We start from the raw sequence: 26069 nt of genomic DNA, 5'->3' as shown, positions 1-26069 counted from the left end.
ACTATCGGATGTGCTCTAGCTATGGCAAACAGGAAAGGACCGGGCTGGTTTTTGCCCGGTTTTTCTTAAATTTCTCATTATGTTGTCCATTAATATGGAATGGAGTCATATTTATTAAAAATCAGTTGACAAAAGGGGGTTAATCCCATATCATTTTAAATGAAATTAATAATCATTCTCAATTATATAGTGTGGGTAATAATCTAATTAGCAGAAAGTAACCCTGATCCTATTTTCTTATTATTTACTGAGAAGAAAATACTGGTCAGTCTATGAAGAAGCTAGTAGATTTAGTCGAATAAAGCATAAGGTGCGTTGGAAGTTATGGGAAAAACAAATAAAGTGCACGTAGTTATATTAATGACTGCACCCCTTTGGATTATACTTATTACTTGTTTATCAGTGGTTTTGGGGACAAAATCGATTGCTTTAACTACCGTTTGGGATGCAATTATTAACTATGATCCAGAAAATGTCGATCATGCAATAATCATAACGTCACGTATACCTAGAGCTCTTGGTGCATTAATAGTAGGTGCCTTTCTAGCGATATCGGGAGCGGTTATGCAGGGGATGACAAGAAACTATCTTGCATCCCCTTCCATTATGGGAGTTACCGATGGATCAGCTTTTGTAATCACTATTTGTATGGTGTGGATGCCAGGTATGTCATCGTTACAAATGATCCTTTATTCTATGCTTGGTTCCTTATTAGGAGCAGGAATTGTATTTGGCTTTGGTTCACTTTTACGGAATGGGTTGTCACCTGTGAGATTAGCTATTATTGGCACCGTTATTGGTACGTTTTTAAGCAGTATATCATCGGCCATTTCCACCTATTTTCAAGTGTCGCAAAATGTGAGCTTTTGGTATAATGCACGACTTCATCAGATTGATCCATCCATGTTAAAAATCGCAATTCCTTTTGGCATAGTAGGAATCTTGATCATTATATTTTTAGCAAAATCAATTACTATCTTGTCATTAGGTGAAGACGTATCTGTTAACTTGGGACAACGAACGAAGCTTGTTAAAGCGATGACTGTTATAGCTGTTGTTATGCTGACAGGTACCGCCGTAGCACTAGTTGGAAAGATAGGTTTTGTAGGTCTAATCATTCCTCATATCACTAGATTCTTAGTTGGTATAGATTATCGCTGGATCATTCCTTGTGCTGGCGTAATTGGCGGCGGATTCTTGGCGTTATGTGATGTGTTAAGTAGATTTATCAATTATCCGTTTGAAACGCCAATTGGTGTTATCACTGCTTTTATTGGAATCCCTTTCTTCCTTTATTTAATTCGTAGTAGGGGAGGAGAGAAGCATGCATAAAGCAGATAGACGTCGATATATTACAACATTATTGCTTATTTCAGTTTCGATATTAGTGGCGATTTACATAAGCATTACAAATGGATCGTTTGATATTACGGTATCAAATGTTTTTCGAACCATTTTACGTATTAACCCTACAGAAGATTATGATTTAGTTATTTTTGATTTTCGACTACCACGAATTGTTATTGCTGGTTTAGTTGGGTTTGGACTCGGTATAGCTGGTGCAGTTATTCAAGGGATTACTAGAAATGGTTTAGCTGACCCAGGGATACTTGGTATAAATGCCGGTGCTGGAGCGGCGATTGTATTGTTTATGTTTTTCTTTAAAGATAAGATAACGGATACGGGATTGTTAGCTATTATGATGCAGCCACTCTTTGGGTTAATTGGTGGTCTTATAGCGGCTACGATTATCTTTCTCTTCGCTTGGAAAAATGGAAAATTAGATTCCCAACGTCTTCTGCTTACGGGAATAGCTATTGGATCAGGTTTTGGAGCATTTTCCCTTTATATTTCGTTAAAAATGAAAGCATCTGACTTTGAGATGGCATCGGTATGGATTTCTGGAACAATATACAACGCTAATTGGATTTATATTCTATCTATGATTCCTTGGATTATTTTATTTATCCCAATCATCTATAAAAAGGCTTATTTATTAGATTTATTTCAATTAGAAGAATCAAATTTAAAAAGCTTAGGTGTTTCCGTAGAGAAAGAGAAAATACTACTTCTAATAAGTAGTGTTGCTCTTGTCAGCGCTTGTGTTTCTGTATCTGGAAGTATAGGTTTTGTAGGGCTTATGGCTCCACATATAGCAAGAAGACTCGTTGGACTACAGCATAGATATGTGATTCCTATATGTGGATTACTTGGTGTACTACTTGTCATCGTATCAGATTTTATAGCAAAAACGGTTTTTGCCCCAGCAGAGTTGCCTGTTGGTATCGTGATATCGATTATCGGTGTACCGTATTTTCTATATTTATTAGTAAAAACGAAAACATAGGGAGGGGAAGGCAAATGAGTATTTTGCAGGCGGAGGCATTGGAGACTGGTTATGAAAGACATACGGTGTTCAGAGATCTTCATTTACAGGTGAAGACTGGTGAAATCACGACAATTATTGGACCAAATGGCTGTGGGAAATCAACCTTATTAAAAACAATGGGAAGAATTTTAAAGCAGCGTAATGGAAAAGTATTCTTACAAGGCAAAGAACTTAATCATATACCAACAAAGAAAATTGCCAAACATCTAGCTATGCTTTCGCAAAATCCTACTGCCCCTGGTGAACTGAAGGTGGAAGAGCTTATCACATATGGACGTTATCCACATCGGAAAAATGTCAATAAATTAACAAAGGAAGATCGTAAGGTTATTGAATGGGCAATGGATATTACCTCCACTACATCCTTCCGTGACCGTAAAATAGGTAATCTATCAGGTGGTCAAAGGCAGAAGGTTTGGTTGGCGATGGCACTAGCTCAGGAAACGGAAGTACTATTACTAGATGAACCGACAACGTACCTTGATTTAGCTCACCAATTGGAAGTCCTACAGATTGTACAACGGCTTAATAAAGAGCATGGTTGTACAATTGTAATGGTATTACATGATATTAATCATGCTGCTAGGTTTTCAAATGAGATTGTGGCAATGAAGTCTGGTGAAGTTATTTCTGTTGGAAGTCCTTCAGATATCATTACAAACGAAGTATTAAAGGAAGTCTTTGAAATTGATGCAAGAGTAATGATAGACCCATACGATAATTCCCCAGTATGTTTTGGATATGATAGTATACAAGCATAAATAAATGTAAGGGGGAAATAGGTTGAAAGAATATAAAACATCGCCTGTAATTACATCTGGAGCAGAGAAATGGTCGATGACTTCGAGGTACGGTAGGCGATACGATATTTACATCTCTATACCAAAACAGCCAGCTCCGGAATCTGGTTATCCAATTATCTATGTTTTGGATGGGAATGCTTTTTTTCATACATTTCATGAGACGGTGAAAGTACAATCTGCTCGATCAGAAAAAACAAAAGTGATTCCGGCTGTTATTGTAGGCATTGGTTATCCGGTTGATGCCGCTTTTGCATCTGAATTTAGAGTGTACGATTTTACGCCACCTACTTCTGTGGAAAATTTACCACCCAAGCCTGATGGTAGTGCATGGTCTGAAAATGGTGGAGCAGAGGAGTTCTTTCATTTTATTACGCAGGAATTACAGCCATGTATAGAGCAACACGTTTCCATTGATCGACAGAAACAAACATTATTTGGTCATTCTTTGGGAGGATTATTTGCATTGTATGTTTTATTTTCAGGAACGCCTGCATTTCAAACCTTTATGATAACAAGTCCTTCAATATGGTGGGGAAATCGCGTCATATTGGAGCTAGTAAAGAACTGGGCCGCTAATACCGATATAAGTGAAAAGCGGGTGTTTCTTGCTGTTGGTGAATTAGAAAAAGATCATATGGTAAATGATGCACGTGATCTCGCTATTCGACTGGAAGAGCTAAGATCAAAAGGATTAACAACGGTATTTTATGAATTGACGGATGAGAATCATGTATCCGTTGTACCAACTGTGATAAGTAGAGCAATAAGGTTTTTACATATGCATTCAGGTTAAGCATACGATAGTTAGATTTATTCCACATATAAGCGGCCGTAAGATTCCAGCTTCAAGCAATAAAGTGAAACAATTATTGGTAAGCGAGGGATAGGCTGCCAGTAAATGTCCGATTGATTCAAAAGCCTTTAGGTCATACCCTTGTGGTACTACCAAACCGTGGGGGATAAACAAAAATCCCCAAGGATGGAAGTTTCATTTTATTCCAAGTATGGAACCAGTTGTATGAAACCGTAAATATGTTTGACATTAGGAACGCTTTACTTTATGCTAAGCATATTATAAACAAACGGTTACATTCGTTGACGAGAATGAGTAGGTATAAATGTGGATCTTTAGAGAGTTGGTGATTTGCTGCAAGCCAATGTTCCCATTATGCTGAATATCCTCTCTGAGAAGGAAGGCTGAATATTCATTTAAGTTTTCCCGGGGACCCGCCGTTAAAAGGGGCGCGTATGATAGTACGTTGATGAGTGCTAGATAATTGTATTGCATATACATTATCTGGAATCAGGGTGGTAACACGGGTGGAAACTCGTCCCTATCTAGGGGCGGGTTTTTTTATGTATATAAAAGGATGACGATACGAACCGTATAATAGTAATCATTTAAATGGAGTGGGTGGAGGATTTTGAGGCGGATCGTACTTCCGGTAATTAGTATAAAAGTATGTCAATTTCGGGGAATTATGGAAAGAAATTTATTGGTAAAGTCAATGGAATTTGGAAAAAAAGACACCATGAAAACAATTAACGTGGAAGATGAATCGATCGATATAGCTATAGATATAGAAAGTAACTAAAAATTTCAGGGAGCGTAGCCTTGATTATGCTCAATCTATTTAATAGTCAGTTATAGTTTATTCCAAATTGTCTGTTGGCATGGATGACTTTAATTACGCTATAGACTTAATGGAATACAAGAAATGCCATGGAGACTAGTAGCTCCATGGCATTTTTATTACATTATTTATTATAGGCTCCATGCATAACCGGTCCTACATATGCATTCAATTTCCATCCAGAAGTAATTGCTGCTGTTACAAAGTCCTTTGCATCTCTGACAGCATCTTCAACGGATTTTCCTTTAGCCAAATTTGCTGTAATAGCAGCAGCAAATGTGCAACCAGCACCATGATTATAAGTTGTATTAATCTTATCCTTTTCCAAAAGTGTAAAGGAGTTTCCATCATAAAAAAGGTCTAACGCTTTTTCGTAATCAAATGCTTTTCCACCTTTAATAATGACATTTTTAGCACCTAGTTCATGGATTTTTACAGCAGCCTCTTTCATACCATCAACTGTTTTAATCGGTCCTGTTTGTGCAAGTTGTCCTGCTTCAAATAAATTTGGTGTTGTGACAATTGCATGTGGTAGTAAAAGTTCGCGCATTGCGTCCGTGTTCTCTGGCTGAAGGACCTCGTCATCTCCCTTACATACCATCACAGGATCAAGAACATAATTACGCAGTTGATATTCTTCAATCTTTCTTGCACCTAATTCAATAATATCAACAGAACCTAGCATACCCGTTTTCATAGCATCAACGCCAACGGATAGAATGGTATCCAATTGCTTTTCTACAATATTAACATCAATGGGTGAAACATGGTGGCTCCAACCATCAGGATTCATTGTCACGATTGAGGTAAGTGCTGTCATACCGTAAACATCATGCTCTTGGAATGTCTTCAGATCCGCCTGAATTCCAGCACCACCGCTAGAATCAGAGCCAGCAAGAGTTAAGGTTTTTTTCATTGTCATTTATATCGCCCCAAACTTAAGATTCTTCGTTCTTCTTATAGAATATAACAGAAATTCTGAGAATGAAAGTATTAGATGCTGTAGGAGCGTTATGAACAATTGCATGGATATAAATCATATAGTAATGGTAGCTAGATAAGGTGGTGAAATGAATGAAAACAATTAGTTTATGCATGATAGTAAAGGATGAAGAAGAAATATTAGAACAATGCTTAAGAAGTGTGGAATCGGTCTGTGACGAAATAATTATTCTAGATACTGGATCAAAGGATAATACTAAAGCGATAGCTTCCAGTTATACAAGCAAAGTCTATGATTTTGAATGGATCGAAGACTTCTCAGCTGCACGGAATAAAGCCTTTAGCTATGCAACGAAGGATTTTATCATGTGGTTAGATGCAGATGATATTTTGCTTCCTGAGGATATGGAAAAGTTAAAAGAACTAAAAAAAGAGCTCCATGATGGCATAGATGCAGTTTCCATGTATTATCACACTGCATTTGATGAACAAGGAAATCCTACTTTTAAATATCGAAGAAATCGGCTTGTAAAAAGAAGTAATCAATTTAAATGGTTTGGAGTAGTCCATGAGTATTTACAGGTAGGCGGAAATATTATTCCTTCACAAATAGCTGTAACTCACCGGAAATATGAGAAGAATAATACTTCGAACAAGGGGGATCGCAATTTAAAAATTTATGAAAGGCAATTGGAAAAGGGCAAAGCGTTTACTCCAAGGGATATGTTTTACTATGCTAATGAGCTAAAGGATCACGGGCGAATAGATGAGGCAATTACGTACTATCAGCGCTTCTTAAATACAAAGCAAGGATGGGTGGAGGATGAAATACGTGCATGCATCTATATGGCTGACTGTTTTAAAGCGAAACAGGAGTCAGATAAAGAATTGGAGGCTTTATTACAAACATTAAAATTTGACTTGCCGCGCCCTGAGGTTTCATGTAGGGTAGGGGACCATTTTAAAGAAAACGGATTATTCAAAAAGGCAAATATTTGGTATGCTTTGGCACTTACATTAGAACCTGAAAATGATAGCGGATTTACAAATACAGCATTTTCCACTTGGTATCCTCATTTACAGATGTGCTATTGTAACTGGCAATTAGGGAATAAAAAAGATGCCTATCATAATCATGTCATAACAAAAAAATATAATCCAACCAATTCACAAGTACTTCATAATGAAAAATTCTTTCAGCGCTTAGATAAAGAGGAGTTAAAATAAGCTATGAACTATTGATTCCCTGCATACATTTAACTTGTGTGTAGGGGTTTTTCATCATTTTTGCAATGAAAAATCTCAGTTTGAGGTGTAATTTGTCTACAATAGGGAATTATCTAAATGTAGACAGACATAATTTTGTCTTTGGTTTGTCAATGTTTTGTCATGGTAATCATCTTTTTTCTATATAAGTATAGTTTATACTAGCAGTAAAGTGGATAACAATAACATGCTTAAATCAGTCTAAGGATAAGGATGTGTATGAATAGATATTCGCTTGATCAGTACTGAGCAAGTTGAGAGCTTGCATGAATAAAGGAGGAAAAACCGAATTATGATGGATATGGATCCGGTGCTAGTGAGTCGACTTTTAACTTCACTAACACTCGTATTTCACATTATCTTCGCTACTCTTGGTGTCGGAGTACCATTAATGATATCTATTGCTGAATTTATTGGAATTAAAAAGAATGATCCACACTATTCAATGCTAGCACGGCGCTGGACACGCGGATTCGTTATTCCTGTAGCAATTGGTGTTGTAACAGGTACAGCTATAGGACTCCAGCTATCATTGCTTTGGCCGCAATTTATGCAAGTAGCTGGAAATGTTATTAGCTTACCGCTTTTTATGGAAGTATTTGCATTTTTCTTTGAAGCCATCTTTTTAGGAATATACCTTTATACGTGGGATCGATTTAAAAATCCGATGACCCACTGGTGGTTTTCTCTTCCAATTGTAATTGGAGGTGCACTTTCTGCTGTATTTATTACTTCAGTAAATGCATTTATGAATACACCTGAAGGCTTTACGACAGGAGCAGGTGGTTTTGCGGCCATAAATCCAATCGATGCTATGTTTAATCCTGCTATGCCTTCAAAGGTATTTCATGTTTTAACTTCTGCTTATTTGACAGTGGCTGCAATTCTTGCAGCAATCGCTGCATTCAGTATGCTACGGAAGAAAAGAACAGAATATCATAAAAAAGCACTAAAATTAACGGTTACATTAACCTTTCTCTTTTCAATTTTGACAGCAATTGCTGGAGATGTGTCCGCAAAATTTTTGGCAGAGCATCAGCCCGAAAAATTGGCAGCTGCAGAATGGCATTTTGAAACAGAGGAAGGAGCAGATCTTGTCCTGTTTGGTTGGTTAGGTGATGAGAATACACCTGCTGGTGTACTTCGTTTCCCTGGGCTTTTAAGTTTCCTAGCTTATGGGGATTTTCAGAGTGAGGTAACCGGACTTGAAGAATTCCCTGAAGAGGAACGTCCACCTTTATGGATTCACTATATGTTTGACTTTATGGTGGTAATCGGATTCTTCTTATTAGGAGTGTCCTTACTATATATTTTATCGTGGAAAATTAAACGGTGGAATGAACATAATAAATGGATGCTATGGCTACTCGTAGCTAGTGGACCATTAGCGATGCTCGCTATTGAATTCGGTTGGATATTTGCAGAAGAAGGCAGACAGCCGTGGATATTACGGGGTTATATGTTAGTAGAGGATGCGGCAACGACATCTCCATATGTAGGTTTGATGTTTCTACTATTTCTTGGATTATATATCGTATTAGGAGTACTAGGTGTTATTGTATTAAGGAAGCTTTTTAAAAATAATCCGGCTGAAGAAGAACTAGAGAAGAAATACCCGACGATAGAAAAGGGTGATAACACATGAGTTATGAAATAATTGGGATTACCGTATTGTGGATCTTTTTATATGGTTATCTTATTGTTGCATCTGTCGATTTTGGCGCTGGCTTTTTTGCGTATTACGCAAAAATCACAAAAAAAGATCATATTATCAACCAATTGATTTCAAGATATCTGTCCCCTGTCTGGGAAGTAACCAATGTATTCTTTGTTTTTTTCTTTGTGGGCATCGTCGGGTTCTTCCCTGACTCGGCTTACTATTATGGAACTTCACTGTTAGTTCCAGGAAGTATTGCTATAATATTGCTAGCCATACGTGGCTCCTTTTATGCCTTTGAAAATTACGGATCTAAAAAAAGCAATGTGTATATGTTCTTATATGGAGCAACGGGTTTATTAATTCCGGCATCATTATCTACTGCTCTAACGATGTCTGAAGGTGGTTTTATTTTAGAAGAGAATGGTGTTGTTTCTTTAGACTATCTTGCATTATTTACAAGTCCTTATTCATGGAGCGTTGTATTTCTTGCTATTGTATCCGTGCTATTTATTAGCGCAGCGTTTCTAACATTTTATGCAGCAAGGGCGAACGACCAGGCAGCGTTAAAGCTTGTTCGTAAATACGCATTATTCTGGGCTACACCGACCATTATTGCTGCGCTGACTACATTTATTGCTTTAGGTCAGCATAATGAACGTCATTATCAGAATATGTTTGATTTGTGGTGGATGTTCGGTCTATCCGTTGGGTTCTTTATGATTGCCATGTGGTTAATTTATGAAGGAAAACGTTATGGATTAGCATTTATAAGTGTGATGCTGCAATTCTTCTTTGCCTTTTTTGGATATGGTGCTAGTCATCTTCCATATATTTTGGATCCTTATATTACGATTTACGAAAATGCGACGCATGAAGCAACAGGGATTGCATTGATTGTCGTATTTATCTTAGGCTTATTTTTGCTAATTCCTTCGCTAATTTTACTCATGCGCTTATTCTTATTTAATGCAGATTATGTGAAGGGAAAGAAATGAGGAGCTACAAAAGATTCTGTTGAACAGGAGCAAAATAATGCGCGATGTAAAAGAATTTTTAAATAGCAAAAAATTTAGCATGATCTATTTATTGGTGTTTGCTTTCATAACGGGTGGAGCAATTATTGGACAAGCTTATCTACTCGTCAGCATAATCGATGGTGTCTTTCTGGATGATCTAACCTTTCGAGAAATCCTCCCATTATTGGGAGGATTATTCATCATTCTCTTCGTAAGGACTATGTTTACTTACCTGAGCGGTAGGGTCGGTGTTCGACTGGGAGCAAATGCAAAAAGATATTTTCGATATATATTGCTTGCGAATTATACAGAAAACCCTGTTCAGGCTTCACTTAAGGGGCAGGCAGGTCAAAAGGTTAGTGTCACCATGGACGCCACTGATGAGATAGATAGCTATTTTAGTCAATATATCCCTCAAGTGATTCGCTCTTCAATTATTCCAGTTATGATATTAATAGTTGTATTTACCCAGCATGTAAATACTGGTTTAATTATGCTTATTACATTCCCATTTATCCCATTATTCATGGTTATAATTGGGATGCAAACAAAGAAAAAGTCAGAAGAACAAATGGAGAAATTGGCTGTATTTTCAGGTCGGTTTTTAGACACGCTTCAAGGTCTTGTTACTCTAAAATTATTTGGCAAAGCTAAGCAGCAAAAAGAAGCTATTCAACAAAGCAGTTTAGGGTTTCGGGATGCTACGATGGATATTTTAAAAGTAGCCTTTGCATCATCTTTTATGTTAGAGCTGATTTCTATGTTGGCAATCGGGATCATCGCATTGGAAGTTGCGCTGCAACTAATTATTTTTGATGGAATATCTTTTTTTACGGCATTTTACGTGCTCGTACTAGCTCCTGAATTTTTCACAGCACTACGTGAGCTAGGAACGGCTTTCCATAATGGAAGAAGCAGTATGGGAGCTATAAGAAAAATTGAAGAAGAGTTAGTGGATGGACCAGCTGTTCACTGGGGAGATAAGCCGATTCCGAAAACAGATATCCCAGTAAAACTGGAATTAATAAATGCGGGCTTTCAATATGGAGAAGATCAATTTGCATTAAGACAAATTAATACAAGCTTTTCACCAATAACCAAGAATGCGATTGTTGGTAAAACAGGATCTGGAAAGACGACGCTCTTGCATATGATTGCAGGTATTATCCCAACGCACGGAGGTGGTATAGCTATTGATGGTGTGCCTTTAACTAAATATAAAGAGGAAGACTGGTTTCATAGACTTAGCTATATTTCACAGGATCCATATATTTTTTCGGGGACAATTACAGATAATATTGCTATTGGAAGTAACCATCAACAACCAACAAAACAAGAAATAGAAGAAGCAGCAGAACAGGCAGGTATTTCGGATACAATCGCTTCATTTGAGCATGGCTATGACACAGTAGTAGGAGAAGGTGGAAGAGGCTTGTCTGGGGGAGAAAAGCAACGTCTAGCCTTAGCAAGAGCCTTTTTAAAGCAACCATCTATTGTACTATTTGATGAACCAACCGTTGGATTAGATTTAAAGACAGAACGAATCTTGCAGTCTTCCATTGAAAAGCTTGCGAGAACCGCCACGATTATTACAGTAGCTCATCGATTGCACACGATTAAAGATGCGGATAAGATCCTGTTTCTTGATGATGGAATGCTTATTGCAGAAGGAACACATGAACAATTAGTACAAACGGTTCCCGGATACCGAACAATGGTATCTGTACAACGGGGAGGGAAGGCTGAATGAGAGATCTAGTAATTGTGACCAGGCTTATGATGAAGGAAAAAAGAGATATTCTCCTTTCCATTTTTTTAGGGTTTATTGCTGGTCTAGCTACGGTATTACTGTTCTCGGCTAGCGGATATTTAATTTCAAAAGCAGCATTACAGCCGCCGTTTTATACGTTAATGATTCTGATTGCTTCTGTAAAATTGCTTAGTTTTATTCGAGCGTTCAGTAGATATGGAGAACGGTTTGTTTCCCATCGGGGTACATTTACGATGCTTAGTAATTTGAGAATGACTTTTTATCAAAAATTAGAGCCATTAGCACCGGGTATATTTAATAAGTATCGTAGTGGGGATCTTTTGGCAAGAATTGTTGGGGATGTAGAGAGTCTACAAAATTTCTTCCTGCGTGTGGTCTACCCACCAATTGTTTTAGGGCTCGTGTTTCTTAGCACAATTTTCTTTACATGCTTTTACTCTATCCATATAGCCATTATTCTGTTCATTGGACTATTACTCACAGCAGTTGTAATACCTGCTATTTTTGCTATACGTCAACAAACAATCAACAGCCAAGTACGAGATGAGCGAGCAAAGTTATCAACAGAAGTAACCGAGTTTCTGTATGGATTTCGTGATTTGAAAATTTATCAGCAAATGGATAATAAGCGAAATCAACTTATAGAGACATCTAATACTTATATCATGGAACAGGAGCATGAGGGGATTAACACCTTGTATAATCAGTCAATTAATAATTTTGTTTCATTACTGGTAACGTGGAGCGTTTTGGCTGTTGGCGCCTATTTGATTGGGCAAGGACAGTTAGATGGTGTGTTATTAGCTATGTTGGTTATGCTTTCTATTACTGTATTTGAAGATGTATCACCCATGGCTGTATTTCCGATTCATTTTAATGATAGTAGACGAGCAGCGAATCGATTATTTTCTATAGTTGAGAAAAAGGATAAAAAAATGGTGGAATCAAGTTTATTTCAGCAAATCGTAACTGCACCTACTATCAACATGAAAGGTGTATCCTATACGTTTTTAAATGAAGGGCGACCAGCTGTACATGAAGTAGATTTGCAGCTTTCAGCTGGTTCCAAAACAGCAATAGTTGGTCCAAGTGGTTCCGGAAAATCAACCATACTACAGCTACTATTAAAGTTGGTCACGACAGATACAGGTAAACTATCCATGAATAATACGAATTTCGACCAGATCCAACAGGAGAGTATCTGGGAGGCTGCAAGTGTCGTTCTCCAAGAAAATCATTTCTTTTATGGTACGATTAGAGATAATCTGCAATTAGCGAATGATGGAGTAACAGAGAATGAGATGCATGCCATGCTTAAGAAAGTTCAATTAGATCATTTTGATTTAGATAGTCATGTATTTGAAAAAGGAGAAAATTTATCTGGCGGAGAGAAACAACGATTAGCAATTGCAAGAGCAATGCTTAAAAGGGGATGTTTTTGGTTGTTGGATGAACCTACTTCTTCACTTGATGCTGTAACAGAGCAGATTGTATATAACCACCTTTTTCAACAAGCAGCAGATGATACAGTTGTTTTGATCAGTCATCGTTTAACTGGTATGGAACGTATGGATCAAATCATTGTGATGGATCAAGGACGAGTAGTAGAAAAAGGAACCTTTACGGAGCTAATGGATAAGCGTGGATACTTCTATGAAATGAAAGAATTAGAGAGGAATTTGTTATAGCAGTATCTCGTACTAGTTTCGGATCACCCTTTTGTAATAATGATTAATGAGATGATCCTTTATAGTTTAATATAAAAGGAACCCTCTTTTGAGATAATTCTTCAAAAGGGGGTTCGCAAGAATGAAGTGTGTCGTTATTTTTATACTTTAGCTGCCCAAATTTCTAGTTCTATTTTTATTTCTGGCAAACCTAATTCTGTAATGTACCCGATAGTCATTGCAGGGTAATTGTTACCGAATAATTCTCCCCATTCGGAATACAGGTAATCCCAATCAATTTTTTCAGTTGCCCAAACATTTACTTTTATAATATTATTTGCTTCTAGCTGTTCAGATTCTAGTAATGTTTTAATGTTATGAAATGTATTGTTAATCTGTGCGTTCAAACTTTCTGGGAATGAACCATTCTGATCTACTCCGACCTGTCCGGAGCTTACATAAAGTTCCGAGTTCCTAGGTATTTTGGTTATATGAGTGTAATTACCGACTGGTTCCGGCATGTTTGCTGGATTTTTTCTAGTTATTTTATTTTTCATTTTTATCGACCTCGTCATGTTTATTAGTATCTGCAGTTTTCTCTAAAAGGCATTTAGACACACTCCATCCTAGGAAATGTATCTTAGAAAAAAACAGCAGTAGAGTATCCATATCCTAAAGATAAAAATTCAAGTGATCTTTTCTTCATAATATGCATACTCCTTTCTTTACTGACAAGTTCGATGTTTGCTATATCGTAATCGAAATGTATAATTAATTATTGATCAATCTTCTAAATGAATTTTATCATTTTTTTTCATCACGATCAATGTAAAAAAGCGTTATAGCGACAGTGAGTGTACCTCGTATAAATTTACGGTAGTGTATCCAATAACTCCTTCAATTCGTACCAATCATATAGTCGAATAGCCTCTGTAAAATTCCTATTATAGGACTGATCTTTTAATAGAAGCGTTGTGTCACTATCTAACAATGTCTTAAGGACAGTTGGCTTGTCATCTACGTAGTAATCGAGATTTAATTCGTTAATGATGGTTATTTTTTCATGATCCTTCATTCCATAATAAAAGTTACCATCATCGATAGGGAAATCACGTTCGCTTAACCATTTTTTTGTTCGTTCGCCATGTTGAGAAGGACGGGCGGTAATATAATATATATCATGTCCCTCACGCTTAAGCCATTTTACTGTTTCTAATGCTCCTGGAAAGATAGGACAATCCGTATAATAAATAGATTCTAACGAGCTTCTCCACAATTCTTTTCCTTCTTTATCTGTAAGTCCAAAAGGTTCGTGAATTTCTACCCTGGTTAAACGATAGAATTCCTTAATAGGTACATGTTTATTTAATTTCTCTCTATACAAGTTAAAGGCATGTTCTCGTAAATTAAGTAACGTATCATCAATATCAAATCCAAAGTTCATTATACATCCCTCATATCCCTGTAGGCAGGATATCCCGTCCATTTAAAGTCTTTACCAATCTGTGTTATTTCTATATCCTTCAGTTCAATTGCATGTTCCATCTTGTCTATGCCAGTCCCTTCAAGAAAAGTTGGAGCATGTTTTCCACCGATTAATTTTGGAGCCATATAAATAATCGTTTTATCTACCAATCTATTTTCAATAAAGGAGGCATTGATTACTCCTCCAGCTTCAATTAGTAATGATGATATACCATGTTCCCCTAGATATGTTATGACTTTCCCTGGATCAACAACGGTTGAATCGCCTGTGTTAATAACAGTAACACCAAATCCTTCTAATTCTTTTCGCTTATGTCTATCATGATTTTTGGTTGTAAAAATCCAAGTGTTTGCCTGCTTATCCTGAACAATCTGATAATCTAAAGGAATTCTCAAGGAAGAATCCATAACAATTCTTAGAGGGTTACGACCATTTGGAATCCTTGCTGTTAGCGCGGGATTATCCTTTAATACGGTATTTATTCCTGTAAGAATCGCCATATGTTCGGTTCGTAGTTGATGAACATCCTTCCTGGCTTCTTCAGATGTAATCCATTTACTGTTAAGCGTATGACTAGCAACTTTTCCATCTAAAGTGATTCCAGTTTTCAAAGTAATAAAAGGTCTCTTTTGTACAATATACGTATTAAATACTTCGTTCATTTTAATTGCTTCTGTTTCACGAATACCGATTTCCACTTCGATACCTGCTTTTTTTAAAATAGAAACTCCATTTCCAGAAACAATTGGATTTGGATCTAGGGTTGCAATAACAACCTTTTTAATCCCTGCTTGTACAATTGCTTCGGCACAAGGACCTGTTCGACCATGGTGTGAGCATGGTTCAAGTGTAACATAAATCGTTCCACCCCTTGCCTGCTCTCCAGCCATTCGCAATGCATGAATTTCCGCATGTGGCTCCCCAGCTTGCAAATGCGTGCCTAGGCCAACTATTCGATTATGATTAACAATGACGGACCCCACTAGAGGGTTTGGGTCCGTTTGTCCTTTCGTAGCTCGGGCGTTGTTTAATGCAATATCCATATAAAATTCATGATTAGTCATTGAAGCAATTCCCCTCTGCTTGCAAATGCCCTGACTTTGTCACTTTCGTTTGTAAGTATTTACGGTTGTATTCAGAAACATCACCCCATAATGGGGTTCTCCCTGAGACTGGTAGCCCAGCTTTTTCTAACGCTTCAAGCTTTTTCGGGTTATTTGTAATTAAGGTAACTGATTTGTTACGTAATTTTTTCAAGACTAGAATAGCGTCATCATAATCTCTAGAGTCATTAACAAAACCAAGAGCTTCATTGGCTTCAACGGTATCATAGCCGTTTTCTTGAAGGAGGTAAGCCATTGCTTTACTAAATAAGCCAATTCCTCTTCCTTCATGGTTCGATAAGTAGAATAGTGCGCCTGCACCATTTTCTTTAATTCGCTTCATGGATTCCTTTAATTGAAAGCCACAATCACAGCGTTTGCTTCCAAAAATATCGCCAGTATGACAGATGGAATGCATACGAATTAAGGCATTTTCAGCATTAGCGAAATCCCCATATACTAAAACACTGGATTGTTGGAAGTCAGCCAAATTAGAGGAAGCTAATTTTTTAATGATTTCTTCATAGTCCTCTGTAATTTGATCATAATTTAGCCAGCAATACCACTGGAATACAGTTGTCTCTCCATCTAGATTTACAGGTAGTTGAATTGGTCCAACTAAATATATAGCACGTTCATTCTTTTGTATGAGTTGAATTTTATCCTTCAAAATAGAAAAAACGTCAGATTTAAGCTTTATTTGTTCCATTTTGTAATCTCCTTTCATTTCCACTAAGTATAATGAAAAAAACGGATATCATCAATTTTTCGTTCTTTTAATGTTATCCAGTATATTTGAGAAATTTACTTGGTATAGGAGAACCTAGATCAGATAAACGATACGGAGGTAAAGCACGTCGTTTATTAATATGTTAGACCTGTTACTAACATATAGTATGTACTATATTTTCTTCCGATTGGGATAAAAATAGTATTTCATTAATTTAGAAGGTTCACTTTATTTCTCGTTTACATACATACTGTATGTATGTTAAGATGTAAAAAAATGATATAGGAGGATGTTTATGCGGGTATCGAGTTTTTATCCAGTTATCATGACAGATCAAGTGGAGATAAGTTCCACCTATTACCAAAACTATTTTAATTTTGAGGTGGTGTACGAAGCAGATTGGTATACTAGTTTAAAACGGGTTTCGAATTCACTAACGTATGAATTAGCCATATTAAATGCTACCCACACAACAATTCCAGAGGAATATCGAAAATCTGTACAGGGAATAATTTTAAATTTTGAGGTAGCGGATGTAGATATTATTTATGACAGGCTTATTACTGAGTTAAAACTTCCATTGATACAGGAACTCCGTGACGAAGAATTTGGGCAAAGACATTTTATTACAGAAGACCCAAATGGTATATTAATTGATGTAATAACAGTCGTTCCTCCTTCTGCAGAAGAGACGAAACTGTATAAGCAACAGATATGGAATGAAGAGTGAAAGGATGTTCATACAATTGCTTTAAAATATTCATTTTCCAGTGATTTAGCCAAGCGTCTGACTGATTTGATCAAACCGTACTCCCCATTATTTGAAGAACAGTTATTTATCCCGCATATAACTGGTAGTAAGACCCTCACTTCAACCATTAAATTGAAGCCAATATTGGTAATCCATTGAATAATTTATGTTTATTGGAACTTCTGATTAACGATCCTTCTTTATATGTTAGAAAGTCTGTGGCAAATATTAATGATTTAACAAAAGAAAAATAGATGGTATGGATTGGCTTCAAGCTCAAGAAGAAAAGGTAGAAATAAAGCTCATTTTAAGTGGTTTTTATAACATGGATTACGTTTTATTAAGAAAACAAAACGATCAACAGGCTATCATGCTTGTTGAGAAAGAGAAAATACAGATTGAACGGAGAAGGATGGGAGTAAATAACGAATGAGAAGAAATAAAGAAGAAGCAATGAACACAATACACAACTTGATCGAAGTTGGGAGAAAACACTTTACTAAGCATGGATATGAAGGTGCTTCTTTAGAGGAAATTGCAAAGGAAGCAAATCTAACTCGTGGTGCTTTATATCATCACTTTAAAAATAAGCAAGGTCTGTTTGAAGCAGTATTAATTACAGTACAAAAAGAGGTTGCTGATCAAATCGAACGAGATGCTAGAAAAAGTGATGATTTGTGGGAGCAACTATTATTAGGGTGTAAAGCATTTGTAACAGCTGCTGTTGAACTTCAAAATAAACGAATATTACTCATTGATGGTCCGGCAGTTGTAGGTTGGGAAGTTTGGCGATCGATGGATAGACAAAGCTCGATGCGATTGTTACATGAACAACTTGACCTTATGCAAAGAAGTAATTGCTTCAAGCCAGTTTCAGTGGAAGCGATGACCCACTCTTTATCAGGTGCATTAAATGAATCTGCATTATGGATTGCTCAAATGCCAGAGCACGAGGGTTCGTTGGATGAAATAATGAAAGTAATTTCATATTTCGTTGAGGGATTTAAGCTGCAGTATGGGACTTCGTAAACCTTCTCTTTTTAAGAATATTATTGGAGGTAGTAGGAAAGAATGGATTTCCTTCAGGTTGTCAAAAAACGTTTCTCAAGAATTATTACTGAAATTTAGAAAAGGATCCGTCACTTTTTCCGTAAGAGTAGACGGACCATCCTTTTTATTCTATACGTTTCAAACATCTTTTTCTTTCTAGTTCTCCCGCATATAACTGACAGTAAGTCCCACACTTCAAGTAATAAAGTGGATATTTGGGGGGATAAACAAAACCCCCACTGATTGAAGTTTCACTTTATATGTGAGTATAATCTATTTAGTGCACAGGGCTGCCTTAGCTCTGGCTGCATCTCAAAAAAATCAAGATTCCCCTTTTCCAACAATTCCATAAAACAAGATTTTTACAATATCCTCGGTCATCGGCAGTATTTGTTTATAGATATCCTCACGCTGCATAGCTTCTTTAAATATTTGTAAATACATTAGAAGCGACTCATTTGATAGGTTAGGATCGATAAATCCGTCACGCCTTCCTTCATCAAATAAAGCCATCATTTTAGGCAGTGCCTTTTTTTGATACAACTCTTCAACATAACTAGTTCCAGCTGCATATTCCTTCATAATGACGTCATAGAAATTAGAATGTATATGCTGGGCTGTTTCCTTTTTCGCAAAAATAATCCCCTTTATTTTTTCATGGAAAGGTAAATCGCTGTTAAATAATTCTTCAAATTCCCACCATGCTTTATTTATATAATGTTTAATTACTTCTTGGACAAGGTTATCCTTGCTGCCAAAATAATTATAAATCGTTACCTGAGATACATTTGCTTTTGTAGCTATTTCCTTAATAGCGACTTTTTGTACACCGAAATCCATAAATAAACTTAAGGCCGCCTCTAAAATATGTGATTTTTTTAACTCCCGTCTTCGTTTAAAACCGTCCAACTAATCTCACCTCATTTTAAGTTTAATAAAAAATATGTAATAAAACAATAAATATATTTCATAAGTTATTGCAAAAGAGGTTTTAAATATATATTATGAAATATATAAGTTAAAATATTTCATAATTCGAGAGAAGGGTAAGGGAGGAAGAAGAATGCCTGTATTGAAAACATCGAATTTAACAAAGAAATTTGGTAAGTTTATGGCGCTAGATGGTGTAAATATAGAAGTTAATGAAGGAGAAGTCTACGGATTTATTGGGCCGAATGGAGCTGGGAAGTCAACAACGATTCGCATATTATTAGGAATATTAAAGGCAACGAAAGGCAACGTACAGATTTTTGGGAAGGATGCATGGTCAGAGGCTGTAGAAATCCATAAGCGAATTGCTTATGTTCCAGGTGATGTGAACTTGTGGCCAAACTTAACGGGTGGAGAGGTTATTGATCTGTTTGTTAAACTTCGCGGTGGCAATAATAAAAATCGTAGAGAAGAACTAATTAAGCGGTTTGAATTGGACCCAACTAAAAAATGTCGTACGTATTCAAAAGGGAATAGGCAAAAGGTTGCTTTGGTTGCCGCATTTTCTTCTGATGCAGACTTATATATTTTAGATGAGCCGACATCGGGGCTTGATCCATTAATGGAACAGGTATTTCAATCTTGTATATTAGAAGAAAAGCATGCAGGGAAGAGTGTTCTGCTTTCTAGCCATATTTTATCTGAGGTGGAAAGGCTTTGTGATCGTGTTGGTATTATTCGACAAGGAGAAATTATAGAATCTGGTTCACTAAGTGAAATGCGCCATTTAACACGTACCAATTTGTTAGTTGCTACCAAACAGTCCATTGCTTCCCTTGATGAAGTAAAGGGTGTTCATGCCATTGAAGAGCAAGGGAGTGAAATATCCTTTCAAGTTGATACGGAGGAGTTGGATGCCGTTATTCGTTATATTAGTCAATTTGGCATTGTAAAATTAGAAAGTGCTCCACCGACATTAGAAGATTTATTTATGAGACATTATGAAGGTAAATCGAATATAGGAGCAGGAGGTGCGGTGTAATGGCTGGCCAATTCACAAAAAATACAGGAAGACTGTTACGCTTTCTCCTCCGTCGTGATCGGTTGCGTATCTCTGTCTGGATGCTTTCATTAGTAACTGTAACGTTGATGATTGCCATTTCTTTTACTGATCTATACGCAACAAAGGCAGATCGTCAAGCAATAGCTGAAACAATGTTAAATCCAGCAATGACAGCCATGGTGGGAAAAGGATATGGGTTAGAAGATTATACATTTGGAGCTATGATGGCACATCAGATGCTTTTATTTACAGCGATAACAGTAGCAATTATGAGCATTCTTTTGGTAGCACGACATACTCGAGCAGATGAGGAAGAAGGCCGCATAGAGATGGTCCGTTCCCTTCCGACTGGACGGTTATCTAATTTGCTTGCCACACTTAGTGTAGTTTTTATGACGAATTTTTTACTAGCGCTTATTATTGGCTTTGGTCTAGCATCATTGGGAATAGAAAGTATGGACTTAGCAGGGTCTTTGTTATATGGAGCTGGCTTAGGAGCAGCTGGTTTCTTTTTCACAGCCATAACAGCAGTTTTTGCACAACTGTCCGAAAACTCTCGTGGTGTAATTGGTTTTTCTTTTTTCGTATTAGGAACTTCCTATATGCTACGTGCTATTGGTGACGTTAGTAGTGAAGCATTATCATGGGTCTCACCGTTAGGGTGGATTTTAGGTACACAGGTTTATGTTAATAATTATTGGTGGCCCATTCTATTGACAGTTGGTGTATCGTTTATACTATGTATATTGGCACTTTATTTAAATGCGATAAGGGACTTAGACTCTGGTTTTCTTCCTGCTAAACCAGGAAAGAGGCGTGCATCCTTCTTTTTACAAAGTCCATTCGGATTAATATTTCGACTTCAACGTACTGGCTTAATCGCATGGGCAATTGGTATGTTTGTAATTGGAGCGTCATATGGTTCTGTTCTGGGGGATTTAGATACGTTCTTTGAGGATGTGGAAATGATGAAGCAAATGTTAACCCCAGTGGAGGGATTTTCGCTTACGGAACAGTTTATTACCATGCTGATGAGTGTCCTTGCTATGATGAGTACCATTCCAACGTTAATGGCAATACTAAAGTTAATGGGGGAAGAGAAGAAGGGGCGCACGGAGCATTTATTAAGTCGGGCTATTTCGCGTACTCGTTTAATAGGTAGTTCATGGGTGATAGCGATGCTTGTTTCATTTGGGATGCTTTCATTAGCGGCAATTGGACTATGGTCTTTAGCAACAGCCTCCATTGATGGAGGAATCGATTTAGGAGTTGTTTATCGTGCAGCAATGGTCTATCTACCTGCCATGTGGGTAATGATTGGTTTTACAGTATTGCTTATTGGACTGTTCCCTAATGGGAGTAGTTGGATATGGGGTTACTTAATTTATTCGTTTATTGTAGTTTATTTAGGTAATTTAATGCAATTTCCCGATTGGATGAGCAATCTTTCCCCATTTGGTCATGTACCACAAATACCAGTAGAGGACATGAATATAATGGCCATTTTCATATTGACGGTAATAGCTTTTGCATGCACCACCATTGGTTTTATAGGCTATCAGAAACGGGATATAGAGGGTTAATTAAAAGCCGAAAGATAAAAAAAATGTGGATACGTTGTGTGATGTATCGTTGCCGAAGCCTTCTCCACGGAAAGCGAAGTATCAATAGGAGTATTATCGCAGAAACATGAACATATACTTTTTTCCGCGTCCATTGCCTCAGCTAACTTAGTAAAGAAACATACGTTACCAAGGGATCTTCGGACTCGTGTTGTTCCAGCCGGATAAGGAATGCCTAAGCAGCGATACATTGCACGCAGAAGTTTCACTTATTCGTGGGTGGACGGTGTATTAATTCCTGTTTTCCTTTATAATAAAAGAATATATGGAATGTATTTATGATAGGGGTCAAGGTAATGGGTAAACAGCGAAACGGGATAAAGCCATTTATATCTTTAATTATATCTACGAATATTCCAAGACTTGCACTTACAATAGGCTTAATCGGAAGTATAATTACTACACTTGTCGGATTGAGTATTCCTTTGCTAACTAGAGAACTAGTGGATGGGTTCTCTATCGAATCAATGAGTATGCTATTGATTGTGGCTATTGGGCTTGTATTTATTTTACAAGCAGTCATTGATGGCATATCAACGTATTTACTTGCAGCAGTAGGACAGCGAATTGTTGCTCGTTTAAGGGAACAAATGTGGATGAAGCTGATTCGGATGCCAGTTAGCTATTTTGATAAGACGAATAGTGGAGAATCGGTAAGTCGCGTTGTTAATGATACAGGTATAGTAAAAGATTTGATTTCACAGCATTTTCCACAATTTATTAGTGGATTGATATCTATTATTGGTGCAGTTGCTATTCTACTAATTATGGATTGGAAAATGACACTCATGATGTTAATTGCTGTTCCAATTACCATCTTACTTATGATGCCTTTGGGCAGTAAAATGGCGAAGATTTCCCGTAGTCTACAAGATGAAACAGCAATGTTTACAGGAAATATCCAACAAACTCTAAGTGAGATTCGCTTAATGAAGTCGTCTACTGCTGAATCCTTTGAAGAACAAAAAGGCGTGCAGGGAATCGGCAAATTATTTTCATATGGCTTAAGAGAATCAAAAATATTTGCCCTAATTGGTCCATTAATGTACTTAATTATTATGGCTGTAGTTGTCATTATTATCGGTTATGGTGGGATAAGAGTAGCAAATGGAACGATGTCAACGGGGTCGCTGGTAGCGTTTTTATTATATTTATTTCAAATTATAATGCCTATTACGACATTCGCTATGTTCTTTACTCAATTGCAAAAAGCAAAAGGTGCGACAGAACGGATTATAGATATATTAGATCTACCGGTAGAAGCTGGTCAAAATGGGATTGACAAGCAGATTACACATGAAACGATTCATGTAAACAATGTTACCTTTGCCTACGATGACAACGAGCAGGTGTTAGAGAATATATCTTTCACCGCAAAGCCTGGAGAAATGATAGCTTTTGCGGGTCCTAGTGGAGGAGGAAAGACAACTTTATTTGGGCTATTGGAACGATTTTATCAGCCAACTGAAGGAGAAATAATAATTGGTAATACATCGATTCAGGACTTATCCTTAGAAGCTTGGCGTAGCCAGATCGGATATGTCTCACAGGAAAGTGCAATGATGGCTGGAACGATTAGAGAAAATTTAACCTATGGCCTAAGTAATGCATCAGATATATCGGATGGACAGCTCTGGGCGGTTACTGCGATGGCTTACGCAGATCAGTTTATTGCTGATTTTCCCGAGCAGTTAGATACAAAAGTAGGAGAACGAGGAATAAAACTATCAGGTGGACAGAGGCAACGAATTAATATTGCCCGTGCCTTTTTAAGAGATCCAAAGATATTAATGATGGATGAGGCTACTGCAAGTCTTGATAGCCAATCTGAAAGAATTGTTCAACAGGCTTTAACGCGATTAATGAAGGGACGTACGACTTTTGTTATTGCCCATCGCTTATCAACAATTGTTGATGCAGATAAAATTGTATTCATTGAAAAAGGAAAAATAACTGGCATAGGTAATCATCAGGAGCTTATGGAGCAACATGCCTTATATAGAGAGTTTGCCGAACAGCAATTAGCTGATCGTTAAGCGTGGAGAGCGAAAACATCGCTCTCTTTTTTTATAGTCTAGGAAATTAGAAAATTAGCCCATGTGGGTAAATATGGGCGTGTCTAAGCCGCGTCCAGATCCAGCGCCCAGAAACAGGCGACTTCACGAATCGCCCTAATCTAAGTCATCATCTACAAGCAAACTCACCGTGATTCCTTTATCTCGGTTGACTCGCTCCAGTCGCTACGCTTCTAATCCGGCGTTTGTTCTTTTGTTCTAAGATTGCTATGTTTTGGCTATCTGAACCAGCATAGATTTAAAAATGCTAGTGCGAGAGTATGGTGAAAAGTTAAACGCTACTACTGCGAAGATTACAAAATACGATGTAGTCAAGCAATTTCAATCTTTGAGTACATTATATATCTAAATTATGAAAAAATTCCAGGTAATATATTGCATGTTAGAGAAAAAAATAGTATGATTAACACCATTGATATATTGCATATAGATGGAAGGCATTTACATTAAAATTTGCTTCTAGGAGAGGACATATATATGAGGGAAAAATTATCATTTTCAAACTATGCCGCCATAGGTGTAATGTTATTTGCATTATTCTTTGGAGCTGGTAATTTAATATTTCCTGCTCAGCTTGGACAACTTGCTGGAGCTAATGTTTGGCAAGCGGTCATCGGGTTTTTAATAACTGGAGTAGGTTTACCATTATTAGGTATATTAGCTATGAGCTTTTCTGGTAGCAAAAATCTTCAGGATTTGGCCGGTAGAATTCATCCTATCTATGGTGTTATGTTTACCGCACTATTATATCTAACGATAGGACCATTTTTTGCAGCACCAAGAACTGGAACGGTAGCATTTGATGTTGGCATTTCACCATTTATCAGCGAGGGATTCCAGCAAGGTGGTTTAATGATTTTTACACTCGTTTTCTTTGCAATAACCCTATTTTTTTCGCTTTATCCTGCAAAAATCGTCGATTATGTTGGTAAGATTTTAGCGCCAGGCATTGTGGTACTACTTGTGATTTTACTTGCTATGGTTATTTTCAAACCAATGGGTTCTTTACAAACTCCTCAGGAGGCATATGCAGATGGTGCCTTTTTGAATGGATTTTTGGAGGGCTATAATACAATGGATGCACTTGCTTCCTTGGTGTTTGGAATTATCGTGATTAAGGCTATTCGTTCATTGGGAATTACATCTAAACGAGAAATATTGAGAGCTACGGCCAGGTCTGGTTCTGTTGCTATTGTTTTATTAGGAGCGATATATGTTGGAATTGCTTATTTAGGAGCTACAAGTACAGAGATATACGGAATATTTGATAATGGTGGACCTGTATTGAGTAGTGCATCAACACATTATTTTGGAACATTTGGATTGATTCTATTAGCGCTTGTTATTACATTAGCTTGTTTAACGACAAGCATTGGGTTAACAACTGCTTGTTCAGAATATTTTCATTCATTATTTCCAAGGATAAGCTATAAAAAGTTTGTTGTATTCTTTGCAGTGATAACTTTTGTAATAGCTAATTTTGGTCTTACTAATATTATTACTTATTCCATACCTGTACTGATGTTCCTATATCCATTAGCGATCGTCTTAATGTTATTAGCATTCTTGTCACCTTTGTTTTACCATGGAAGATCTGTCTACATTTCGGTAATTGCAGTAACATTTTTAATCAGTAGCATTGATGGACTAAAATCGCTCTGTGAATCATTAGGTATTCCTTACTTTAACTGGATGATTCCCATTGTTTCGTTCTACGAAACAGTTTTGCCGTTATATAATGAAGGTCTTGGCTGGCTAATCCCAGCATGTATAGTCCTAATTATTACAGGCATTGTTCTTCGATTGCAAAAAGCATCTACTGTTCAGGCATAATCGAAAAAATAAAGTATGATTAAGAGACGGAGACAAATGTAATGAAGAAACAATAAAGAACGAAAGGGGCTGGGACATAACTAGCCCTTATGAAGTTAAAAAAGATTCCAGTTATCAAAAAATGATAGCTGGAATCTTTTTTGTTATAATTTAGGCTTGTATTTTGCCTGAAGGCGGTGTACTTTCTTAAATTCACCGCCATAAAGGAGAATCCTAATTCATTTTCCACTTTCGATTTGCCTCTCACTGACATACGAGTGAAACGCAAATTAGCCTTC

Annotated in this window: 23 protein-coding genes, 1 pseudogene and 1 other annotated feature; of the genes and pseudogenes, 17 read left to right on the top strand and 7 right to left on the bottom strand. The window is 37.0% G+C overall.

Features of this window, described 5'->3' with window-relative positions; translation table 11 throughout:
* Positions 1 to 324: 324 nt before the first annotated feature.
* The 5 genes from ABDZ84_RS09420 to ABDZ84_RS09400 all read left to right on the top strand — a co-directional run bounded on the left by ABDZ84_RS09420 (position 325) and on the right by ABDZ84_RS09400 (position 4787).
* On the top strand, positions 325 to 1332 hold the full coding sequence (locus ABDZ84_RS09420) for a FecCD family ABC transporter permease (protein WP_026680298.1): 1008 nt from the start codon (positions 325 to 327) through the stop codon (positions 1330 to 1332).
* Positions 1325 to 2347: a FecCD family ABC transporter permease gene (locus ABDZ84_RS09415; protein ID WP_343781238.1), complete on the top strand. Its 1023-nt coding sequence runs from the start codon at positions 1325 to 1327 to the stop codon at positions 2345 to 2347. Before ABDZ84_RS09420 ends, ABDZ84_RS09415 begins: the two co-directional genes overlap by 8 nt.
* Before the next feature lie 14 nt (positions 2348 to 2361).
* Positions 2362 to 3150: an ABC transporter ATP-binding protein gene (locus ABDZ84_RS09410; RefSeq protein ID WP_026680300.1), complete on the top strand. Its 789-nt coding sequence runs from the start codon at positions 2362 to 2364 to the stop codon at positions 3148 to 3150.
* A 76-nt stretch (positions 3151 to 3226) separates the two neighbouring features.
* Positions 3227 to 3985 carry an alpha/beta hydrolase gene (locus ABDZ84_RS09405; protein ID WP_343781240.1) on the top strand — a complete coding sequence of 253 codons (759 nt, stop codon included), beginning with the start codon at positions 3227 to 3229 and terminating at the stop codon, positions 3983 to 3985.
* Between the two features lie 293 nt (positions 3986 to 4278).
* Positions 4279 to 4531 (top strand) — a binding site (T-box leader).
* 85 nt (positions 4532 to 4616) lie between these two features.
* The gene (locus ABDZ84_RS09400) at positions 4617 to 4787 is read left to right on the top strand and encodes a hypothetical protein (protein ID WP_343781236.1); all 171 of its coding nucleotides are present in this window, start codon (positions 4617 to 4619) and stop codon (positions 4785 to 4787) included.
* A 163-nt stretch (positions 4788 to 4950) separates the two neighbouring features.
* Here ABDZ84_RS09400 and pdxK read toward each other — a convergent pair whose 3' ends face one another.
* Positions 4951 to 5748 carry a pyridoxine/pyridoxal/pyridoxamine kinase gene (gene pdxK / locus ABDZ84_RS09395; RefSeq protein WP_026680303.1) on the bottom strand — a complete coding sequence of 266 codons (798 nt, stop codon included), beginning with the start codon at positions 5746 to 5748 and terminating at the stop codon, positions 4951 to 4953.
* 152 nt (positions 5749 to 5900) lie between these two features.
* On the opposite strand from pdxK, the gene ABDZ84_RS09390 reads away from it, so the two are divergent.
* The 5 genes from ABDZ84_RS09390 (at position 5901) to cydC (ending at position 13169) form a co-directional block, all read left to right on the top strand.
* Entirely contained in the window at positions 5901 to 6995 is a 1095-nt protein-coding gene (locus ABDZ84_RS09390; RefSeq protein WP_121604389.1) for a glycosyltransferase family 2 protein, read from the top strand.
* A gap of 331 nt (positions 6996 to 7326) precedes the next feature.
* The gene (locus ABDZ84_RS09385; RefSeq protein ID WP_034678641.1) at positions 7327 to 8679 is read left to right on the top strand and encodes a cytochrome ubiquinol oxidase subunit I; all 1353 of its coding nucleotides are present in this window, start codon (positions 7327 to 7329) and stop codon (positions 8677 to 8679) included.
* Entirely contained in the window at positions 8676 to 9689 is a 1014-nt protein-coding gene (locus ABDZ84_RS09380; protein ID WP_026680306.1) for a cytochrome d ubiquinol oxidase subunit II, read from the top strand. Before ABDZ84_RS09385 ends, ABDZ84_RS09380 begins: the two co-directional genes overlap by 4 nt.
* 37 nt (positions 9690 to 9726) lie before the next feature.
* Positions 9727 to 11460 (top strand): thiol reductant ABC exporter subunit CydD, encoded by a 1734-nt coding sequence (gene cydD, locus ABDZ84_RS09375; protein ID WP_026680307.1) that lies wholly within the window; start codon positions 9727 to 9729, stop codon positions 11458 to 11460.
* Positions 11457 to 13169: a thiol reductant ABC exporter subunit CydC gene (gene cydC / locus ABDZ84_RS09370; RefSeq protein WP_343781232.1), complete on the top strand. Its 1713-nt coding sequence runs from the start codon at positions 11457 to 11459 to the stop codon at positions 13167 to 13169. The genes cydD and cydC overlap by 4 nt, the downstream gene beginning before the upstream one ends.
* Before the next feature lie 140 nt (positions 13170 to 13309).
* On the opposite strand, the gene ABDZ84_RS09365 is transcribed toward cydC, so the two are convergent.
* From ABDZ84_RS09365 to ABDZ84_RS09350, 4 genes are all read right to left on the bottom strand, one after another.
* Complete coding sequence (locus tag ABDZ84_RS09365; protein ID WP_026680308.1) at positions 13310 to 13705, bottom strand: RidA family protein; 396 nt, start codon at positions 13703 to 13705, stop codon at positions 13310 to 13312.
* Between the two features lie 314 nt (positions 13706 to 14019).
* Entirely contained in the window at positions 14020 to 14592 is a 573-nt protein-coding gene (locus tag ABDZ84_RS09360; RefSeq protein WP_026680309.1) for a 5' nucleotidase, NT5C type, read from the bottom strand.
* Entirely contained in the window at positions 14592 to 15698 is a 1107-nt protein-coding gene (gene ribD / locus ABDZ84_RS09355) for a bifunctional diaminohydroxyphosphoribosylaminopyrimidine deaminase/5-amino-6-(5-phosphoribosylamino)uracil reductase RibD (RefSeq protein WP_026680310.1), read from the bottom strand. Before ribD ends, ABDZ84_RS09360 begins: the two co-directional genes overlap by 1 nt.
* Positions 15691 to 16446 (bottom strand): GTP cyclohydrolase II, encoded by a 756-nt coding sequence (locus ABDZ84_RS09350; RefSeq protein ID WP_026680311.1) that lies wholly within the window; start codon positions 16444 to 16446, stop codon positions 15691 to 15693. Before ABDZ84_RS09350 ends, ribD begins: the two co-directional genes overlap by 8 nt.
* A gap of 316 nt (positions 16447 to 16762) precedes the next feature.
* Between ABDZ84_RS09350 and ABDZ84_RS09345 the strand changes: the two genes are divergently transcribed.
* From ABDZ84_RS09345 to ABDZ84_RS09335, 3 genes are all read left to right on the top strand, one after another.
* Positions 16763 to 17197: a VOC family protein gene (locus ABDZ84_RS09345; RefSeq protein ID WP_026680312.1), complete on the top strand. Its 435-nt coding sequence runs from the start codon at positions 16763 to 16765 to the stop codon at positions 17195 to 17197.
* Positions 17198 to 17477: 280 nt separating this feature from the next.
* A complete protein-coding gene (locus tag ABDZ84_RS09340) occupies positions 17478 to 17651 on the top strand; it encodes a hypothetical protein (protein WP_161629263.1) in 174 nt (57 codons plus the stop codon).
* On the top strand, positions 17648 to 18247 hold the full coding sequence (locus ABDZ84_RS09335; protein WP_026680313.1) for a TetR/AcrR family transcriptional regulator: 600 nt from the start codon (positions 17648 to 17650) through the stop codon (positions 18245 to 18247). The genes ABDZ84_RS09340 and ABDZ84_RS09335 overlap by 4 nt, the downstream gene beginning before the upstream one ends.
* Positions 18248 to 18589: 342 nt before the next feature.
* Here the strand turns inward: ABDZ84_RS09335 and ABDZ84_RS09330 are convergent, their stop codons facing one another.
* Entirely contained in the window at positions 18590 to 19177 is a 588-nt protein-coding gene (locus ABDZ84_RS09330; RefSeq protein WP_026680314.1) for a TetR/AcrR family transcriptional regulator, read from the bottom strand.
* Positions 19178 to 19331: 154 nt separating this feature from the next.
* Between ABDZ84_RS09330 and ABDZ84_RS09325 the strand changes: the two genes are divergently transcribed.
* The 4 genes from ABDZ84_RS09325 (at position 19332) to brnQ (ending at position 25791) form a co-directional block, all read left to right on the top strand.
* Entirely contained in the window at positions 19332 to 20240 is a 909-nt protein-coding gene (locus tag ABDZ84_RS09325; protein ID WP_026680315.1) for an ABC transporter ATP-binding protein, read from the top strand.
* The gene (locus ABDZ84_RS09320; RefSeq protein WP_026680316.1) at positions 20240 to 21844 is read left to right on the top strand and encodes an ABC transporter permease; all 1605 of its coding nucleotides are present in this window, start codon (positions 20240 to 20242) and stop codon (positions 21842 to 21844) included. Before ABDZ84_RS09325 ends, ABDZ84_RS09320 begins: the two co-directional genes overlap by 1 nt.
* A 335-nt stretch (positions 21845 to 22179) precedes the next feature.
* A complete protein-coding gene (locus ABDZ84_RS09315) occupies positions 22180 to 23919 on the top strand; it encodes an ABC transporter ATP-binding protein (protein ID WP_026680317.1) in 1740 nt (579 codons plus the stop codon).
* A gap of 516 nt (positions 23920 to 24435) precedes the next feature.
* Positions 24436 to 25791: a branched-chain amino acid transport system II carrier protein gene (gene brnQ / locus ABDZ84_RS09310; protein ID WP_026680318.1), complete on the top strand. Its 1356-nt coding sequence runs from the start codon at positions 24436 to 24438 to the stop codon at positions 25789 to 25791.
* Between the two features lie 19 nt (positions 25792 to 25810).
* Here brnQ and ABDZ84_RS09305 read toward each other — a convergent pair.
* Positions 25811 to 26069, bottom strand: a pseudogene (locus ABDZ84_RS09305) (IS5/IS1182 family transposase); the annotation flags it as partial.

This window comes from Virgibacillus salarius (assembly GCF_039521925.1).
Taxonomy (GTDB): domain Bacteria; phylum Bacillota; class Bacilli; order Bacillales; family Amphibacillaceae; genus Virgibacillus; species Virgibacillus salarius.
Note: the sequence above shows the minus strand (reverse complement) of the source record. Positions and strands in the feature narration are given on the sequence as shown.

Coding starts and splice junctions, on each gene's coding strand:
- ABDZ84_RS09420 (WP_026680298.1), top strand. CDS start 325: ATGGGAAAAACAAATAAAGTGCACGTAGTTATATTAATGACTGCACCC.
- ABDZ84_RS09415 (WP_343781238.1), top strand. CDS start 1,325: ATGCATAAAGCAGATAGACGTCGATATATTACAACATTATTGCTTATT.
- ABDZ84_RS09410 (WP_026680300.1), top strand. CDS start 2,362: ATGAGTATTTTGCAGGCGGAGGCATTGGAGACTGGTTATGAAAGACAT.
- ABDZ84_RS09405 (WP_343781240.1), top strand. CDS start 3,227: ATGACTTCGAGGTACGGTAGGCGATACGATATTTACATCTCTATACCA.
- pdxK (WP_026680303.1), bottom strand. CDS start 5,748: ATGACAATGAAAAAAACCTTAACTCTTGCTGGCTCTGATTCTAGCGGT.
- ABDZ84_RS09390 (WP_121604389.1), top strand. CDS start 5,901: ATGAAAACAATTAGTTTATGCATGATAGTAAAGGATGAAGAAGAAATA.
- ABDZ84_RS09385 (WP_034678641.1), top strand. CDS start 7,327: ATGATGGATATGGATCCGGTGCTAGTGAGTCGACTTTTAACTTCACTA.
- ABDZ84_RS09380 (WP_026680306.1), top strand. CDS start 8,676: ATGAGTTATGAAATAATTGGGATTACCGTATTGTGGATCTTTTTATAT.
- cydD (WP_026680307.1), top strand. CDS start 9,727: ATGCGCGATGTAAAAGAATTTTTAAATAGCAAAAAATTTAGCATGATC.
- cydC (WP_343781232.1), top strand. CDS start 11,457: ATGAGAGATCTAGTAATTGTGACCAGGCTTATGATGAAGGAAAAAAGA.
- ABDZ84_RS09365 (WP_026680308.1), bottom strand. CDS start 13,705: ATGAAAAATAAAATAACTAGAAAAAATCCAGCAAACATGCCGGAACCA.
- ABDZ84_RS09360 (WP_026680309.1), bottom strand. CDS start 14,592: ATGAACTTTGGATTTGATATTGATGATACGTTACTTAATTTACGAGAA.
- ribD (WP_026680310.1), bottom strand. CDS start 15,698: ATGACTAATCATGAATTTTATATGGATATTGCATTAAACAACGCCCGA.
- ABDZ84_RS09350 (WP_026680311.1), bottom strand. CDS start 16,446: ATGGAACAAATAAAGCTTAAATCTGACGTTTTTTCTATTTTGAAGGAT.
- ABDZ84_RS09345 (WP_026680312.1), top strand. CDS start 16,763: ATGCGGGTATCGAGTTTTTATCCAGTTATCATGACAGATCAAGTGGAG.
- ABDZ84_RS09340 (WP_161629263.1), top strand. CDS start 17,478: ATGGATTGGCTTCAAGCTCAAGAAGAAAAGGTAGAAATAAAGCTCATT.
- ABDZ84_RS09335 (WP_026680313.1), top strand. CDS start 17,648: ATGAGAAGAAATAAAGAAGAAGCAATGAACACAATACACAACTTGATC.
- ABDZ84_RS09325 (WP_026680315.1), top strand. CDS start 19,332: ATGCCTGTATTGAAAACATCGAATTTAACAAAGAAATTTGGTAAGTTT.
- ABDZ84_RS09320 (WP_026680316.1), top strand. CDS start 20,240: ATGGCTGGCCAATTCACAAAAAATACAGGAAGACTGTTACGCTTTCTC.
- ABDZ84_RS09315 (WP_026680317.1), top strand. CDS start 22,180: ATGGGTAAACAGCGAAACGGGATAAAGCCATTTATATCTTTAATTATA.
- brnQ (WP_026680318.1), top strand. CDS start 24,436: ATGAGGGAAAAATTATCATTTTCAAACTATGCCGCCATAGGTGTAATG.